We start from the raw sequence: 17033 nt of genomic DNA on the forward strand, positions 1-17033 counted from the left end.
TAGAGGCTGCTCCAGCACCAAAACATTTCGCCCAAACTCCCGGGCCAATTGCTGATACTCACTAGACATGGGCACCTCCTTTCTTGCAGTTGAAGACACTTCCAAGGTGGGGAATGATGACGATTCGCACAAGCACATTTCGTGAGCGGCGGTGCAAAGTATATGTGCAAAACCCGGCGCTCTTGGAAAAGCCGACACTGTCAAAGACGATGATGGAAACCTGTCGGCCGCACAGGAAATCGGCTGCGCGGATAATCGCTGGACGCTGACCGCTTACTTGCCAACGGCCTTTGCCGCGATCGCTTCGAACACTGCGTCCAGTTCGGTGGCGAGCGCCTTCAGCTCCGCGCCGCCTTCCTCCATATACGGCGCGAACACGTGGCTCGGCGTCTTCCAGGAAAGAGTTGCGGTCCCGTCCGGATTTTCCGTCACATAAAACCGGATTGGCGCTTCGATACCGGCAGCGACAGACGCCTTTAACATACGGCGGGCATAATCGTTGCGATAAACACCCATGATCCGGTTGCCCGGAATGGCAATTCCCTGACCTTTTGCGCCCTCCGATGCGCTCGCCTGCGTGACCAGCAGCATCTTTTCCTCGCCGACAGCGTCTTTCACCCGTCCCACCAGATCGTCGAAGGTGAATCCGGATGATATCACCCGCCAGCCGGGACGGCTTTCCAGTCCGGAGGCAGCCGCAAGGCTCGCGCTTCCCAGAACCACAAAGATCATTGCAACACGAACCAACACGCGAAACACGACGCTTGTCCCCTTCATCCAGAATGCCCGAAGCCTGTCATTCGACAGGATAGGACCGAATGGCGCGACCAAGGTCACTTCGACCTCACAAGTCGGTGTTCCGCCGCGACGGCAACCACGACATCCGCCAGCGCCCAGCCCACTAAATGAGCATTGTGTTGCGAGCCGCACGTCAGGGCTTTCGACCCATCGCGACGTGGTTTACAACGTGCCGCCAAAGCCGTGCCGATCAGACCTGTTGTTTCTACCGAGATTGCCCTGTTAAACCGGATTTAAATCCTGAAGCTTATCCTGAAAGGCCTGTACAGCGTCTTACGCGTCGAATATATTTGTTGAGTGTGCATGTCATAAACTAACAATCTTGGTACAAATTTCCGATGAGGACCAAATGACTAAAAAACTGAAGATATTTGTCGGTTATGACAGCCGAGAAGATATAGCATGGCAGGTTTGCCGCTATTCTTTACTTAGACATACTAACTCCGATATTGAGATTTACCCGCTCAAACAGAAGACTTTAAGAGAAGTCGGTCTTTATACTCGCGGCGCGGACTCCGCTTCCACCGAATTTTCCCTGACCCGCTTCCTGACACCCTATCTCGGCGCACATGACGGCTATTCGATTTTCGTCGACTGCGATTTCCTGTTCACGACCGACGTCATGACAGTGCTGGATAATGTGGATCCGGAGAAGGCGGTCTACGTGGTCCAGCATGACTACACACCGGCAAATGCGGTGAAGATGGATGCCCAGGCGCAGACGAGCTATCCGCGCAAGAACTGGTCTTCCTTCATCCTGTTCAACAACGCCCATCCGCAGGTCAAGGCCCTGACGCCGGAAGTCGTGAACACCCAGTCTCCGGCTTACCTGCACCGCTTCAGCTGGATCGACGACGACAACCTGATCGGCGAACTGCCGCGGAGCTGGAATTTCCTCGTCGGCGAATACGAAAAGCCAGCGGAAGTACCGAGCGCGATCCACTACACGAATGGCGGCCCGTGGTTCTCCAACTGGCAGAATGTAGACTACGGCGATCTCTGGACCGCCGAACGCGACATGTACGAACAGTCCATTCGCGCGGAAAAGACGGCTTAACACCGCCACAATGGCCAAGTCGAAAGTCCTCGTGACAGGCGGAGCCGGTTTTATCGGCTCCCATTTGGTTCCTGCTCTGATCAGAGCCGGTCACCAGGTCCGCATCCTCGACCCCCTCAGCCCCCAGATACACGGCGACCTACCGGGCGACCTGCCCTGGCTGACCGGAGAGGATGTCGAATTCCTCCGAGGTTCCGTGCTTGACGATAACGCTCTGAAGACGTCAGTCACCGGTGTGGACGCAATCGTTCACCTGGCGGCCGAGACCGGCACCGGCCAGTCGATGTATGAAATATCGCGGTATAACGAGGTCAACACGCTGGGGACGGCGAAGCTTCTCGATCATATCGCGAATGATCCGGAAAGAACCGTCCGGCATATCGCGCTCGCCTCCAGCCGGTCCGTCTACGGCGAAGGCGCTTACGTGTGCACGCACTGCTCGGAAACGGATCGGGTCTGTCCGGAATCGCGCAAGGCGGAAGACCTGGCCGCTGCCCGCTGGGAGCCCCGCTGTCTCTCCTGCGGCGCGGACCTTGAGGCGGTACCGACGTCTGAAACCGACAAGATCAATCCGGCATCGATTTATGCGGCGACCAAATATGCCCAGGAAGACCTGGTGCGGATCGCCTGCAACTCGCTCGGCATCCGACATTCGATCCTGAGGCTGCAGAACGTCTACGGCGAAGGCCAGTCCCTGAAAAATCCCTATACGGGGATCCTGTCGATCTTTTCGACCCGAATACGCCGTGGATTGGACTTGCCGATCTTCGAGGACGGCCTGGAAACACGGGACTTCGTCCACGTGACAGACGTGGCGAACGCCTTTGTGGCCGCCCTGTCCGCTCAGGCAACGCGGCATTCCGTGTTCAATGTGGGATCGGGAATTGCAACGCCGGTTCTCGATGTCGCCCGCATGCTCAATTCCGCCTTCAAGGGCTCCAGCAACATCGTCGTGACCGGAGAGTACCGGATCGGCGACATTCGCCATAACAGCGCGGATATCACGGCCCTGACAGATGATCTCGGTTACAATCCGGCGGTCGATCTGCAGACCGGGTTGAACCGGTTTGCGGACTGGGTGCTGGGAGAGCCGCTGCCCGAGGACCTTCTGGAAAAGGCAAATGCGGAACTCAGGGAACGCAACCTGATGGGGCAGAATTCCGGATAAGTATCGTGAACAACCCTCGGATACAGGTTTTTGGCCAAAGCCACGTCCAGGCGCTGCGCGAGGCAAGCCAGATCCGGTCGCTCAAATCCGGCGAAAACAAAGAAACAGATATTACCATCCAATGGCTGCTCAAGGAGAAGGCCAACGGCATACAAATCGGCGACGTTCCCCTCCAGATCTCGTTGCAACGCGCAGGGGAATTAGGGCCAACGGATTTGCTCGCCGTATCCATCCTGGGGACGTTTCACAATGCGGTCGGTCTGCTGAACCACAAGCATCCTTTCACCGTCTTGTCCGAAGATGAGAAGACTGCGCCCGAAGACATCCCGGAAACCTTGATCCCCCATCGTGTCATGAGGGACATATTCAAAAGCCGGATGATCGCAAAGAAGCTCAAAAACATTCGGGAGAGTACGATTGCGCCGATCTATCATCTCGCACCCCCTCCCCCCAAAAAGAATTCGGACGTCATCCTCGACGGGATCAGATCGAGCCGGAACAGAGCGGCCCGAAGGAGCGGGATTGCCCCGGCTCCGCTTCGACTGAAACTCTGGAAGATGGAGATGGACGTTCTCTCCGAGGTTTGCAGAGAGTTCGATATCACCCTGCTGCCGCCACCCGACCAGGCAACCGACAGCAAGGGATATCTCCGGTCTTTATGCTATGCTCCAGACGCGACCCATGCCAACGCCCTCTACGGCGAACTGGTCTTGCGGCAGCTGGAAAATCTGGTTGGACAGGGGCCGGGAGTGTGCTGATATCGGTTTAAAATCCATGCAGATCCTGAACTCCGGCCTTAAAGGCCCGGGCAATATTGTCGTGACCGGGGGATATGGAATTGGCGACATCCGCCACAACCGCACTGACATCTCGGCCTTGACAGACGATCTTGGTTACGACCCGATGTTTGGTCTGCAAACCGGACTTGACCGGATTGCAGACTGAGTGCAAGAACAACCGCTCCCGCAGAATCTGCTGGAATAGGCAAATGCGGAACTCAGGGTTCGCAACATGATGAGGCAGCATTCCGGATAAATATTGTGAATATCAGTCGGATACAGGTTATCGGCCAAAGTCATGTCAAGGCATTGCGCGAGGCAAGCGAAATCCGATCGCTGAATTTCTGCGAAACCGAAGAAACCGATATTGCCATCCATTGGTTGCTCAAGGAGAGGGCCAACGGCACTAAAATCGGCGACGTTCCCCTCCAGACTTCTCTGGAACGCGCGGGCGAATTAGGGCCAACGGATTTGCTCGCCGTGACTATCCTGGGGTCATTTCACAATGCTGTCGGACTCCTGAACCACGAAAGTCCTTTCACCGTCTTGTCCGAAAATGAGAAGATGTCGCCCAAAGACATCCAGGAAACTATGATCCCCCATCATGTCATGAGGGACATATTCAGAAGCCAGATCGCGGGACCCAAGCTTCGACGCATCCGGGAAAGTACGGTTGCGCCGATCTTTCATCTCGCGACGCCTCCCCCAAAAAAAGATGAGGACTTCATCCTCAACCGGGTTAACTCGTACCGAAGCAGATCGGCTCACAAGAGTGGCATCTCGCCGTCCCAATTCCGGTTGAAACTTTGGCAGATGGAGATGGAAGTTCTCTCCGAGAGTTGTGCGGAGTTCGGCATCACCCTGCTGCCGCCACCGCCCTGGACAACCGACGCAGAGGGATATCTCGAACCTGTGTGCTATGCTCCTGACGCTACCCATGCTAACGCCTTCTATGGCGAACTGGTCTTGCGGCAGCTGGAGAATCTGGTGGGACAGGAGTTGGTGGAGCAGAGGCCAATGAGCCAGGAGTGCGCTGATGTCGGCTGAAAATCCATACAGATCCTTGCCTGACAAGGCGTTCTGGCGACGGTCGGTTGCCGGCGTTCCACCTGCGACCGTCGACCCGGTCGGGGAATTTCGGCTCAGGATCGATGCGAAGACCAGAGTCGCAACCGCCGGCAGTTGCTTTGCGCAACATATCGCCCGCAAGCTCCAGCAGACCGGGCTGAACTATTATGTAAGCGAGACAGGCCACCCGATCCTGCCGGAGGACGTTCGCGAAAAAAACGGTTACCGCCTCTTTTCCGCACGCTATGGCAACATCTATACCGCGCGCCAGCTCATTCAGCTGATGCAGCGGGCCTATGGGCAGTTCGAGCCAGTCGAAACGGTCTGGCGTCATCCGGACGGATCTTATCGCGATCCTTTCAGGCCCACCGTCCAGCCGGGCGGATTCATCTCCGAAACCGAATTGAAAAAGGACCGGATACAGCACCTGGCAGCGGTCCGGGACATGTTCGAAACCCTGGACGTGTTCGTATTCACCCTCGGCTTGACCGAATGCTGGCGTCACAAGACCGACGGCGCGGTCTTCCCCTTGTGCCCGGGCGTGGAAGGAGGAGACTTCGATCCGAAACTCCATGAATTCTACAATCAGACTTCGGACGAAGTAATCGCCGACATGGCCGCCTTCTTCCAAGCGCTCAGGTCAGTGAACCGCAATGCCAAGGTGATCCTCACGGTTTCGCCGGTTCCGTTGATCGCGACCGCGGAACCGGGGGCCCATGTCCTTCAGGCGACGTGCTATTCGAAGGCGGTCCTGCGCGTGGCCGCCGAAATGCTGACGAAGAATTTCGACCACGTTCATTACTTTCCGTCATTCGAGATCATCACCGGCGCCTTCAACCGGGGGCGTTATTACGGTGACGACCTGAGGAATGTGACTGAACCGGGTGTGGAACACGCCATGCGCGTTTTTCTGTCTCATGCGGCCGGCATTTCGTCCGCAGAACCGGAGCGGGAATTAGCGCAAACCGCTGCATCGGCAGACGACACCTTCCTGACGGAAGCCGAGGCAATTGTCGATGTCGAATGCGATGAGCTTTACCTGGAGAAGGCCGCAAACCGGTAGCCGGTCGGTTTCGGAGTTGCCATCGGGTCTCGAACCACTCCTGAGCGGGGTAATCCTGTCCCCTGTCGGCCGATTCCACCCGACAGATTTTTTCTAAACTGTAACGCCTTTACTCTAAACTGTAACGCCGGCTTCGAGATACTCTTTCTTTTCCTTAACAATTCTCTTGATTGTCGGATATTTTAAGTTATTCATCACTTTCATTGAATGACAGGACCGCATCAGATCCCGATAGCAGGCATACAGGATATTCTGATCGATCCACCACTGGTCTCCCCTTCGCACATCATACCAGCGCAGGGAAACATCCCTGAGCGCGGAGCTGAACAGCGCGCCCAGTTCCGTATTGTTTACGAAGACCTGATTGGCATTGACCGTGTTCCAGGGCATGTAATTTGACGGAAATTTATTGATATTCAGCGCGATGTCGTAGTCTTTGGCGATATCGACATAATTGGAAAAACCTTCCGGATCAAAAGACACATCGAAATCGGTCACAAGGACAGGCTTTTGGTATGTCTTAAGCAATGCGGGAAGAAGCAGCCATCTTGCGACGGTAAACCAGCTTTTTTCATGGTAAGGCGTCGCATCCGATGACGTCACATCGACTTTGAGGCCTTCCCAGTTCTTCAGTTTGTCCAGGTTCAGAGGCTTATCGCTTTTCCTCATGATGTGGATATGAAGTCGGACGTTTTTCGTCAAGTTCGAAAAGCTCTCAAGATAAATATCGCCAAGCCGTTCGAAATAAATCTCATCCGCGCACGTCAAAATAACCATCTCTTCCGAGCCAAGAGGTTCGCGCTTCTCGAAATTCAACTTCTTATTGAATTCAATAAGCGGACTTGTATTAAGGACATCATTTATATTTGGAATTACGGTCCGCGCGCCCATCATGTAACGGTCCAATTTGAACTTGCTCGGCTTGAACTTATCCGACAGGCAAAATAATCTGAAAGATTCAGCATGATTATTATTGAGGTAATGAAAGACGGCTGACCAGTAAACATACGACCCATGCTTGCCTCTAACAGTCTTTTCCCTCTGAAGAATTTCATTCATCCTCATGAGGAAACTTTCAGTAGGGATCATATCTCCAAATTTACTTATCGTTCTGCTCGTTCTGATAAACATCAAAGATTCAATATAAAAATCAAATAAAACAAAGTATAGATTACGATTAACATTTTTCAGTTTGAAATCTTCTTCAATGAAGCTTTTTAGGAAATTATGCTCCTTTTCCGGTTCTGTTTCGACCTTTCGCCTTAGAGCAGCCCGGATGGACTTGTATTTTGCGTGATTAATCGTCTCTCCTTTGATCTTGCGCCTTAGAATAGTCCGGATGGTTTTGTATATTGCTTGATCAACCGCACTTCTCTTATTGAAAAGTTCCTTTCGAATAATGGAGTCGAAATTCTCCCAATCTCCTAAAATGCTTTCTTTGGCTTGATCGACGAAATCTGACACTTAATTCACACTCTCTTCTTCAGATCGACAGAATAGCCTAGCCGGCTGTCTTTCATATCTGCTCTATTATTGCATATAGGCGGAATATTTTTAAATACGTTAAGAACGCAATTCCGCAAACCCTGCCCTACAAGATGCGGGCGGTATTGTTATCCAAACAGGAAATTTATTCAATAATACGACAGCCAGCAGATTTGAAAAATTCCAGATCAACTAAACCCAGAAGATATCAACTTTTTATTTTTTAATCTCAATTTATTACTGTCTCTAATGCGTAATTATTATTCTTGAATGCGATTTATCACGGAACTTTACTCAAAATCCACCACCGATACGCCCCAGCAAGGCCGATCGCCTGGGACATCGGATACTCAAAGCATGTGAGTTTCCTCTTCCTATCGCCATCAAATTCAATCTGGCGCCGAAATATTTCCGATTTGACCGCAAATTGTGAGCTTGGCGCTTGCATTGTTCGCGGCGATAGGGTCATCAAGGGACGGTTCAAATCACCATGTTGCAGTAACTTCGGAGTATTTCCTTGAAGGGCATCATTCTGGCGGGCGGAAGCGGAACGCGTTTGTACCCGTTGACGATAGCGGTTTCGAAACAGATCCTGCCCGTCTACGATAAACCCATGATCTACTATCCCCTGAGCGTGCTCATGCTGGGGGGCATTTCCGATATCCTGATCATTTCCACCCCGCGCGACCTGCCTATGTTTCAGGCTCTTCTGGGGGACGGATCGCAATTCGGGATCAATCTTTCCTATGCGGAACAACCCTCGCCCAATGGCCTGGCGGAAGCCTTCATCATCGGCCGCGACTTCATCGGAAACGATCCCTGCGCGCTCATCCTGGGCGACAATATCTTCTACGGTGCGGGAATTTCCGCCCTGTGCCGACAGGCCACGGCGCAAGCAGCCGGTGCAACCGTTTTTGCCTATCAGGTCGCCGATCCGGAACGCTACGGCGTGGTCAGTTTCGATCCGGAAACGAAGCAGGCGATGTCCATAGAGGAAAAGCCGCAACAGCCCAAATCAAACTGGGCGGTGACCGGACTCTATTTTTACGACAATGACGTTGTCGACATCGCCGCGTCGGTCAAACCGTCGGCGCGCGGAGAACTGGAAATCACCGACGTCAACATGGCCTATCTGAAGCGCAAGGATCTGAAGGTTTCCTTGCTCGGTCGGGGCTATGCCTGGCTGGATACGGGAACGATCGACAGCATGCATGAAGCCTCGTCCTTCGTACGGACGATCGAGCACCGGCAGGGCTTCAAGATCGCCTGCCTCGAAGAGATCGGCTTTCAGAACGGCTGGCTGGGTCCGGACGAAGTTCTTGCCCGCGCGGCGGAACTGGGCAAGACCGAGTATGGCCGCTACCTGCGCCGCTGTGTCGAGGAGAAGCGCTGATGCCGGAGTTCCGCCCCCTCGGCCTGGAAGGTGTCATCGAAATCGTTCCCGACAAGTTCGGCGATGACCGTGGGTTCTTTTCGGAAACCTACAATTCCAAGACGTTCGCCGATGCCGGCATCGATCTGGATTTCGTCCAGGACAACCATTCCTATTCCGCCGAGAAGGGAGTTCTGCGCGGCATGCATTTCCAGATGCCGCCCTTTGCGCAGGACAAGCTCGTGCGCGTGACCCGCGGGTCTGTCTTCGACGTGGCCGTCGATATCCGCAAAGGATCGCCGACCTATGCGCAATGGGTAGGTGTCGAGTTATCGGCCGAGAAGTGGAACCAGCTTCTGGTGCCAAAGGGATTTGCGCACGGGTTCGTCACGCTCGAACCGCACACGGAGTTCCTTTATAAGGTGACGAATTTCTATTCCCGGGAATGCGACCGTTCCATAAGGTTCGATGATCCTGAAATAGGCATCGACTGGCCTTTCGATGTGTCGCAAGTTGTCCTCTCGGACAAGGACCGCGCGGCCGGTCTCCTTTCCGAGGTGGATACGGGTTTCATCTACGAAGGCTAGTTCATGCGTTTTCTGATCACAGGCGGTGCCGGCTTTATCGGGTCCGCGGTCTGCCGAAGGCTTGCAGGCGACCCGGCCAATTTTGTCGTCAATCTCGACAAGCTGACCTATGCCGGCAATCTGGCGTCCCTGCGTTCGGTCGACAATCTTCCGAATTACGCCTTCGTCCAGGCGGATATCTGCGACGGGGAAACTGTCTCCGCAGCGATGCGCAATTACGACATCGACATCGTGATGCATCTTGCGGCCGAGAGCCACGTGGACCGTTCCATCGATGGGCCGGGCGCCTTCATTCAGACCAACATCGTCGGCACATTCCAGATGCTGAACGCGGCCCGGGGCTATTTTGAAAGCCTCACGGGCGAGAAGCGCGACCGGTTCCGCTTTCATCATATCTCAACTGACGAGGTCTTCGGTGACCTGCCCTTCGACAGCGGGATCTTCACCGAGGAAACGCCGTACCAGCCGTCCTCGCCCTATTCCGCATCCAAGGCCTCCTCCGATCATCTCGTCAGAGCCTGGCACGAGACTTATGGCCTGCCGGTGGTGCTGTCGAACTGCTCCAACAACTACGGTCCGTTTCATTTTCCGGAAAAGCTGATCCCGCTGGTGATCCTGAACGCGCTGGATGAGCGCGAGCTACCGGTCTACGGCAAGGGGGAGAACGTGCGCGACTGGCTCTATGTCGATGACCACGCAGCCGCCCTGCAACTGGTGGCAACGAAGGGTGTTGCCGGTGAAAGCTACAACATCGGCGGCAACGCCGAGCGCCGGAACATCGACGTCGTCAGCGGCATCTGCGCGATTCTGGATAAAAAGCGTCCGCGGGCAAACGGTGCGTCCTACGCGGACCTGATCCGAATGGTCACGGATCGCCCAGGTCACGACCGCCGCTATGCCATCGATGCCAGCAAGATCAGGCGGGACCTCGGCTGGACACCGTCCCAGACCTTCGAGACCGGTCTTGAAGCGACGATCGACTGGTATTTGAACAATGAATGGTGGTGGGGCCCGATCCGCAAGGAGCAAGGCTACGAACGCCTGGGTTCCCTGAAAGCCTCCGGACCCGCGAAATGAGAATTCTGGTCACCGGAAAAGACGGCCAGGTCGCCCGATGCCTCGCGGATCGCGCCGCAAACCATCCGGATCTGGAACTCGTGTTCGCGGCCAGAGCGGGAACCGACATCCTGCTCGATCTCGTTCAATTCGAAACGGTCCGAGAAGCGGTCCGGACCGTCAGGCCTGACGTCATCATCAATGCGGCGGCCTACACCAACGTCGACCAGGCGGAAGATGAACCTGAGCTTGCAATGCAGATCAACGGCATTGCGCCGGGCATCCTTGCCGAAGAAGCCGCCGGCTGTGGCGCGAAGATCATTCAGGTGTCCACGGACTATGTGTTCGACGGCACGCTTGACCGTCCTTACCAGCCGGACGATGCGGTCAATCCGATCGGAGTTTATGGCCGGACAAAACTTGCCGGCGAAGAAGCGGTCCGTTCGGCCAGCGCCGATCATGTCATCGTCCGCACGGCCTGGGTCTACAGTCCCTACGGCAGGAACTTCCTGAAAACCATGCTTCGGCTGGCAGAAACACGGAACGAGATCACGGTCGTCGACGACCAGTTCGGCAACCCCACCTCCGCCCTTGATATCGCCAACAGGCTTTTGACCATCGCTGACCGGTGGCGCAGCGACGGAAAGACGGGGTTGGGGCAGATTTATCACCTGGCCGGATCGGATGAGACCAGTTGGTGCGGCTTTGCCCGAGCCATTTTTGCCGAAAGCGCAAGACGCGGCGGCCCTTCGGCGGATGTGACGGCGATCACGACCGCCGACTACCCGACAAAGGCGGTGAGACCGGCAAATTCCAGGCTGGATTGCGGCAAGCTGGTGCGGGATTTCGGTCTTGTTGCGCCGAAGCTGGAAACAAGCCTCGCGGAGGTCTTCGACGCGCTCGGCAAACTTTCATCGTCGTAACGCCCAGTAATGACGGCTGTTTGCCTCAGGGACGTCGTCGATCGCTCACTCGTCGAACTTGTACCCCAGCCGCGTGGCGGCATCGGAGAACCGCTCCCAGGCCCGCTCTGCCGCGTCCTTGGAGATGGCGGTCCGCCAGGAACCGGCAGTGCCCTTATTGAAAAAGCGGACGCCAAGATTGGTATGCGCTTCCAAACGCCGACCGGCAGAAAAGCGGCCCAGCGGCTTACCGACCTCTTTTGCAGCGTCCAGTTCCCGGCCTTCGAAAGCCTTCAATTCCTCAAAACGCGTTGCCTCGACACATTCGTCGAGCAGCTTTTCATCTACCGGGATCTCCAGAAACCGGGCCACATCCTCTATCGCCCTTCTGGGATTCGCGAGAGTGTCCTCATAGCTGACATAGTGGATCGGAAGGTCCGTCTCATCCAGCCAGGACGTGACATTCTCATTCCAGGTCCCCGCATTGTGCGGGTCAGGCAACCAGACCGGATGCCCTTCGGTCTCGATATAAGTGTCGACCCAGGCGTCCTTTTCCGCCTGCGAAATTTCACCTGTCAGCAGCGCATAATTGAGGGTCGACTGCAGTACGTCGAGCGGGTGCCGATATATATAGACGACCCCGATGCTTTTCTTGAAATATCTGCGCAGCTTTTCCGGGGTCGCATGGCTTTTCATGTACCGCGGATGCCCTTTCGGCGGAGGCATTCGCGAATTCATGAAGCGATCAAGTTCGACAGAATCCTCAGGCTGCCGGCCATGATTCAGGTAGAACAGAATAAAGCGGAACCAGGTGTTCCCGGACTTCGGATAAGAAACGAGCCATATCACGCGTCTCGTTATGCTCATGTTTTCATATTCCTGCGCAGTTCACCGCTCCTTACGAACTTTCTCGTAGATATGCAATGGAGCCATGATCTTGTTGAACCCGTCAAAATAAACAAGTTCGAAGCCCTGCCGGCGGATCAGCTTGTCCAGCGGCCCCATATCAGGCGTTCTGGCCGCGATGTATTGGTCTGACAAGCCGATGAAATAATCCATAAGCTCATGCAGATCCTTCTGGGACATTTGCCGCACCAGCTTATGATAGATCGCCAGAAGAAGAACGATGTCGTAGCTTTTCAGAAGCTTTCCTTCGAAGTCGCTCTTGAACCGGTCTCTGCCAACGGAAAGATCATAAACGAAGAAACCGGAATCCAGATTGCACGATTCAAATACTGTCCGCGCCGCACGGATACCCTCTTCGTAGAAATCGATCCCGTGAATGACGCAGGGGTCGTTCTTTGCGAACTCATAAGGGATCAAGCCGTTGAACGTTCCGATATCAAGTACGGACTTGCCGTTCGCCCGTTCCAACAAGGGCTGAAGACCCGCCGGGCGATCCTTGGCCTCGCCGGATATTGTGCTGAAATTGCTTCTGGTCATTGTGTCCTATTACCGAAACCCGATGGGTTCTTACCAGCGGAAAGTCGACGGCGCGATTGAAACCACCGACGACTTTCCACACTCCGGTCAAACGAAGCCTTGCTTCGGATCGCACATGGCGGGGATTTCTTGAGGGGACCGTCGGAAGATCAGGTCCGGTCCCGGATATTGTAGAACGTCAACGCACCGAACGTCCAGATACCAAGCAGCAACAGAAACGTGCAGATGATGTAGATAAAACGTTTCGGATACTGGGCATATTGCGGAAGCGTCGGCGGAATGAAGGTCGCCAGATAGAGCTCTTTCGCAGCCGCTTCCGCCTTCGCCTTCTCCAAACCAGCCAGGGCGGTTGTGTAGTATTCTTCCGCGAACTGTTTCTCCAGCTCGAGGTCCGAATAACTCCCGATCCGGTAGGGGATGGAATTGTCGGCGGATGAGCCGTCCACGGCTGTTGCCGCTGGCGCATTCGCCCCTCCCCCGAGACGCAGGCGTTCGGTATCGAGCTGCCTCTTCAAGCCTTTGATTTCCTGCTTCAGCATGGCCATCCGGGGAGACTTCGGGTCCAGGTAACCGTCAAGCGTTTTCAAAGTGGTCTGCTTGGTTGTGATCTGCGACTCCAGCTCGCCGATCATCTGAAATGCGAGCTTCGCATTGTCTTCCGGGGATATTTCCTGCGCGGTTTCCCGGTAGTTCAACATCTGCCTGCGAACCGTCCTCAAGCGCACTTCGGCCGTGGCCAGACTTTCCTGGGCGGACTTGAGTGACTGGCGGCGTGCGGATTCCGACAGGTTGTTGATCAGGTCCTCGCTCTTCTGAACGATGTACGCCAAGATATTCCGGGCATCTTCCGGAGTGAAAGCAAGAAGATCGACAACAATGATTCCCGAAGCCTGATCGTATTTTGTCTCGATCTTGCTCTTCCAGTATTTGAGCTTTGCCTCCACCGGCAGATCGGCACCCATCCGAAACCACCAGTCCCAGTCGCTACTCGCATAAATTCGATCTAGGTCGAAGTGGTTCATGACGTCTTCGAGAAACGGTTGGCTCTGCAGGTAATCGTTCAGGATGTAGCTGTTCGAAACTGTGGTGTCGGCACCACTCTGCATCACCAGACCAAGCAGGTCAGTCGCGCCCCCGGTGGAACTTGAATTCCGGACGGCGAAGGCGGCGGAACTCTGATACTGGTCACTGGCAAAGAAAATCATGTACACGGAAACAACCGCTGACGGCACCGCAACGAACAGAATGAACGTCGCGACCATCATGAAATATCTGAGATTCCGCGGATATCTCCAGCGCTTGTGCCCCTTCGCGAAATCCAGCATCTTTCGCGGATCGAGTCCCGACCTTTTCAGGCGCGCCGTAATTTCGCGGTGACTCGGCTCCGGGGGCTTCACATTCGCAATATTGATGAGCTTCGTCGGCTTCGAGCCATCAACTGCAGACGTCTCAACCTTGCGGGCTGTTTTCAGAGCCTGGGACATTTCAACAGCAGCCTTTTGACTTTTACGGACGATACTCGAATTTCATGTTTTCATTATGAACTGCAACTGCATCATCAATATTTGAATAATACGTCAATTCGCCGCCTTCCAAAACAATTCCCGTTGTGCAGTACTCTTTCAAGCTGCCGACGGAGTGCGACACCATGATAATATCCGAGCGTTCCAGCTTTTTTTCAAACGCTTCACGGCATTTCACTCTGAACCGCTTGTCCCCGACGGCCGTGACTTCGTCGATAAGATAGTAGTCGAACTCGATCCCCATACTCACGCCGAACGCCAGACGGGCCTTCATCCCGGAAGAATAGGTTTTGACCGGCATGTAAAATGCCTTGCCGAGTTCGGCGAAATCCCTGACATAGTCGATCAGCTGATTGGTGTCATGCTGATAAATACGGGCAACGAAACGGACATTCTGCTCACCCGTCAAGGCCGGGTTGAAGCTGCCGGCAAATCCGAGCGGGAACGAGACCCGCGAATACCGCAGGATACGGCCGGAATTCGGCCGGATTGTCCCGGCTATCACCTTGAGCAGCGTCGACTTGCCGGCGCCGTTTCGACCGATCAGGCCGATACTGTTTCCACGCGGCACCGTAAAGGACACATCTTTCGCGATATACCGCTTCTGTCCCCGGTGCTTGTAGAATTTGGTAACGTGTTCCAAGCGGATCATTGTTGCTCCCGAATCGCAGAGTCAAAGATCTTCATCGCTAAAAAACCCGCCAAAAACATGGTGCATGCAAAAGTAACGACATAAGGCATGTCGATGAACTGCGCGCGGTAGGTTCCGTAAAACCCCTGCCTGAACTTTGCCACGATATGAATCAAGGGGTTATAGAACAAATATGTCCGATAGGGTTCGGGCACATGATCGGGTATCAGGAACACTCCGGACAGCAGATAAAGCGGCCGGTTGACGATATTGAAAATCTGCTGGTAGGTCGGGCTCATATGGAATGCCACGACGTTCACCATTCCCACTCCCATACCGAGCATGATTGCAAGAACGGTCGCAATTAGAATGGGATACATATCGAGCCGCGGCAGGGGTTCGATGACAATACCGATGCCTGTGAAGATGATCATGCAAACCAGAAACTGGGTCAGGATCTGCAGGATCACCCTTGCATAGACGGTGTCATAGGGATTGACCACCGGGTAGTTGAGCAGGTTCCTGTTGGACTTCACGGCGCCTGCGACCTGGTCCGCCATGGATCTGTAGATCCAGAAGGCCATGTAGCCGGTCGCGAAAAACAGGGGGAAATTGGTCCCTAGCGCCGGCGTTCTGGCGATGGCCGAAAAGATGACGGAGAGCAGTGCCACAAATGCGAGCGGATCGATAATGGCCCAGGCATATCCGCCGAACTTCGTTCCGTACCGCGTGCACATTTCACGGATGACCAGCGCCGCCACCACCGTCAGCTGCTGTTTCAGTACGGATTGAATCGTCAAACCTCTGACGCCTAAAGACGGCATGTTTTTCTGCCTGGATCTGTCGAAACGCCGGATGACAAAGTTTGTCTGAATATGATACCTAGCCGGTCCATCTTCCACCTTTGCAAGTGGTGCCGTATCAAACCTTGACGACAAGGCACTCCTACCTGCATTCCATGCGATGGTCAACTCGTCAGCAAGGTGCCCCAGGCACTCTTGGACGCGCAAAATAGGCAACGGGCCGCAGTCGAATGCTGAGCGTCAGATATCTCAAGAATGCCTATGACCATGCCCTGGGACGGCCAAAGACCGCCTTCCCGACGCGCTATCACTATCTGGAAATCGTCCGCGAGGAACTCGCTGACAGATCCATCGAGCTGCGGGAAGCCGGCCAGCATTGTCTTTTGCTGACCGATCTGAAGAGCGGGCGGCGCCTTCTGGTGATCGTCCGCTACGCGACTGAGAAGGATATCCGCCTGATATCCCGGATGCGGCAGCAGCCAGAAGCGCGCATTGCCTATCTGCTGGACGACGACATCTGGGCGATGCTGGAGGACGAGGACCTTCGCCCGGATTACAAGGCCCGTCTGAACTGCTTTCTGAGCCAGCAGTTCGATGCCATCCGTCCCCATATCGACGTTTTTCTGGCCCCGAGCCGAAAGATCCTGGGCCGTTGTCCGGAATTCCCGGGCCAGTACATCCAGCCCGCGCATATGAACCCGTCGACGGACATCGGACACTTCTCCGATAGCGGCAGGATCCGGATGGCGTTTCTGAGTTCCAGCACCCATCACAACGACTTCCAGATCATCGCACCGGGCATTCGAGCCGCGCTCGACAAAAACCCGCGGCTTCATCTCACAACGCTCATGGGAAAGCGCGGCGAGGACCTGATCGCATCCGGTCCCCAGGTCACCCATCTCGGCGACAAGTTCTTCGATAATTTCCAGGTCTGGCTGAGGAAGCAGCGGTTTCACATCGCCCTTGCGCCTTATGTGCCCAACCCGGTCAATGACGCCCGCTCCAACCTCAAGCTCCATCAACATGCGTTCGTCGGCGCCGCCGGCGTTTATTCACCCACCTCGGTATTCAAGAAATACGCGCATCACGGCACCGACAGCCTGGTGGTGGAACACACAGCGGATAGATGGGAAGAAGCGATCGCCAGGCTTGCCGGCGATCCGGCGACAGCCGCGAAAATCGCTCTCGGCGGCATTGAAAACAGCCTCAGGATCGGCGACAGGCATATGACGGCCGAAATATGGGAAAGTTGCCTGAACGATCCGCTTGGTTCTTAACCCTACATTCGAACTCAAATT

The 17033-nt window shown here is 54.9% G+C and carries 18 protein-coding genes; 11 read left to right on the forward strand and 7 right to left on the reverse strand.

The genetic code is table 11. The annotated features are described in order from the left end of the window. Positions 1-273: 273 nt before the first annotated feature. Positions 274-759: a DUF302 domain-containing protein gene (locus tag ACN0SO_RS24660; protein WP_417682144.1), complete on the reverse strand. Its 486-nt coding sequence runs from the start codon at positions 757-759 to the stop codon at positions 274-276. A 388-nt stretch (positions 760-1147) separates the two neighbouring features. On the opposite strand from ACN0SO_RS24660, the gene ACN0SO_RS24665 reads away from it, so the two are divergent. The 6 genes from ACN0SO_RS24665 to ACN0SO_RS24690 all read left to right on the forward strand — a co-directional run bounded on the left by ACN0SO_RS24665 (position 1148) and on the right by ACN0SO_RS24690 (position 5933). Then, complete coding sequence (locus ACN0SO_RS24665; RefSeq protein WP_417682146.1) at positions 1148-1855, forward strand: glycosyltransferase; 708 nt, start codon at positions 1148-1150, stop codon at positions 1853-1855. A gap of 10 nt (positions 1856-1865) precedes the next feature. Further along, positions 1866-3023, forward strand: coding sequence for an NAD-dependent epimerase/dehydratase family protein (locus ACN0SO_RS24670; protein ID WP_417682148.1), 1158 nt, complete (start codon positions 1866-1868; stop codon positions 3021-3023). A 5-nt stretch (positions 3024-3028) separates the two neighbouring features. Then, positions 3029-3781: a hypothetical protein gene (locus ACN0SO_RS24675; RefSeq protein ID WP_417682150.1), complete on the forward strand. Its 753-nt coding sequence runs from the start codon at positions 3029-3031 to the stop codon at positions 3779-3781. A 16-nt stretch (positions 3782-3797) separates the two neighbouring features. Further along, positions 3798-3968, forward strand: coding sequence for a hypothetical protein (locus ACN0SO_RS24680; RefSeq protein WP_417682152.1), 171 nt, complete (start codon positions 3798-3800; stop codon positions 3966-3968). 95 nt (positions 3969-4063) lie between these two features. Then, complete coding sequence (locus ACN0SO_RS24685) at positions 4064-4849, forward strand: hypothetical protein (RefSeq protein WP_417682154.1); 786 nt, start codon at positions 4064-4066, stop codon at positions 4847-4849. Beyond that, complete coding sequence (locus ACN0SO_RS24690) at positions 4839-5933, forward strand: GSCFA domain-containing protein (protein WP_417682156.1); 1095 nt, start codon at positions 4839-4841, stop codon at positions 5931-5933. The genes ACN0SO_RS24685 and ACN0SO_RS24690 overlap by 11 nt, the downstream gene beginning before the upstream one ends. A 114-nt stretch (positions 5934-6047) precedes the next feature. Here the strand turns inward: ACN0SO_RS24690 and ACN0SO_RS24695 are convergent, their stop codons facing one another. Further along, a complete protein-coding gene (locus ACN0SO_RS24695; RefSeq protein WP_417682158.1) occupies positions 6048-7397 on the reverse strand; it encodes a hypothetical protein in 1350 nt (449 codons plus the stop codon). Positions 7398-7935: 538 nt separating this feature from the next. Between ACN0SO_RS24695 and rfbA the strand changes: the two genes are divergently transcribed. Genes rfbA through rfbD form a run of 4 tightly spaced genes read left to right on the forward strand, consistent with a single transcriptional unit; the run spans position 7936 to position 11356 of the window. Then, positions 7936-8811, forward strand: a complete 876-nt coding sequence (gene rfbA / locus ACN0SO_RS24700; RefSeq protein WP_417682160.1) for a glucose-1-phosphate thymidylyltransferase RfbA — start codon at positions 7936-7938, stop codon at positions 8809-8811. Next, positions 8811-9377 (forward strand): dTDP-4-dehydrorhamnose 3,5-epimerase, encoded by a 567-nt coding sequence (gene rfbC / locus ACN0SO_RS24705; protein ID WP_417682162.1) that lies wholly within the window; start codon positions 8811-8813, stop codon positions 9375-9377. The genes rfbA and rfbC overlap by 1 nt, the downstream gene beginning before the upstream one ends. A gap of 3 nt (positions 9378-9380) precedes the next feature. Next, positions 9381-10454 carry a dTDP-glucose 4,6-dehydratase gene (gene rfbB, locus ACN0SO_RS24710; protein ID WP_417682164.1) on the forward strand — a complete coding sequence of 358 codons (1074 nt, stop codon included), beginning with the start codon at positions 9381-9383 and terminating at the stop codon, positions 10452-10454. Further along, positions 10451-11356, forward strand: coding sequence for a dTDP-4-dehydrorhamnose reductase (gene rfbD, locus ACN0SO_RS24715; RefSeq protein WP_417682166.1), 906 nt, complete (start codon positions 10451-10453; stop codon positions 11354-11356). Before rfbB ends, rfbD begins: the two co-directional genes overlap by 4 nt. Positions 11357-11401: 45 nt before the next feature. Here the strand turns inward: rfbD and ACN0SO_RS24720 are convergent, their stop codons facing one another. The 5 genes from ACN0SO_RS24720 to ACN0SO_RS24740 form a co-directional block, all read right to left on the reverse strand. Further along, positions 11402-12202, reverse strand: a complete 801-nt coding sequence (locus tag ACN0SO_RS24720) for a sulfotransferase domain-containing protein (RefSeq protein WP_417682168.1) — start codon at positions 12200-12202, stop codon at positions 11402-11404. Between the two features lie 21 nt (positions 12203-12223). Further along, positions 12224-12709: a class I SAM-dependent methyltransferase gene (locus ACN0SO_RS24725; protein WP_417682170.1), complete on the reverse strand. Its 486-nt coding sequence runs from the start codon at positions 12707-12709 to the stop codon at positions 12224-12226. A 218-nt stretch (positions 12710-12927) separates the two neighbouring features. Beyond that, positions 12928-14043 carry an RkpR, polysaccharide export protein gene (locus ACN0SO_RS24730; protein WP_417682172.1) on the reverse strand — a complete coding sequence of 372 codons (1116 nt, stop codon included), beginning with the start codon at positions 14041-14043 and terminating at the stop codon, positions 12928-12930. A gap of 241 nt (positions 14044-14284) precedes the next feature. Next, positions 14285-14953, reverse strand: a complete 669-nt coding sequence (locus ACN0SO_RS24735; protein WP_417682174.1) for an ABC transporter ATP-binding protein — start codon at positions 14951-14953, stop codon at positions 14285-14287. Beyond that, the gene (locus ACN0SO_RS24740) at positions 14950-15732 is read right to left on the reverse strand and encodes an ABC transporter permease (RefSeq protein ID WP_417682176.1); all 783 of its coding nucleotides are present in this window, start codon (positions 15730-15732) and stop codon (positions 14950-14952) included. The genes ACN0SO_RS24735 and ACN0SO_RS24740 overlap by 4 nt, the downstream gene beginning before the upstream one ends. Before the next feature lie 233 nt (positions 15733-15965). Between ACN0SO_RS24740 and ACN0SO_RS24745 the strand changes: the two genes are divergently transcribed. Continuing rightward, the gene (locus ACN0SO_RS24745; RefSeq protein WP_417682178.1) at positions 15966-17012 is read left to right on the forward strand and encodes a hypothetical protein; all 1047 of its coding nucleotides are present in this window, start codon (positions 15966-15968) and stop codon (positions 17010-17012) included. Positions 17013-17033 lie beyond the last annotated feature (21 nt).

Origin of the sequence: Roseibium sp. (genome assembly GCF_048260565.1) — a bacterium.
Lineage (GTDB): Bacteria > Pseudomonadota > Alphaproteobacteria > Rhizobiales > Stappiaceae > Roseibium.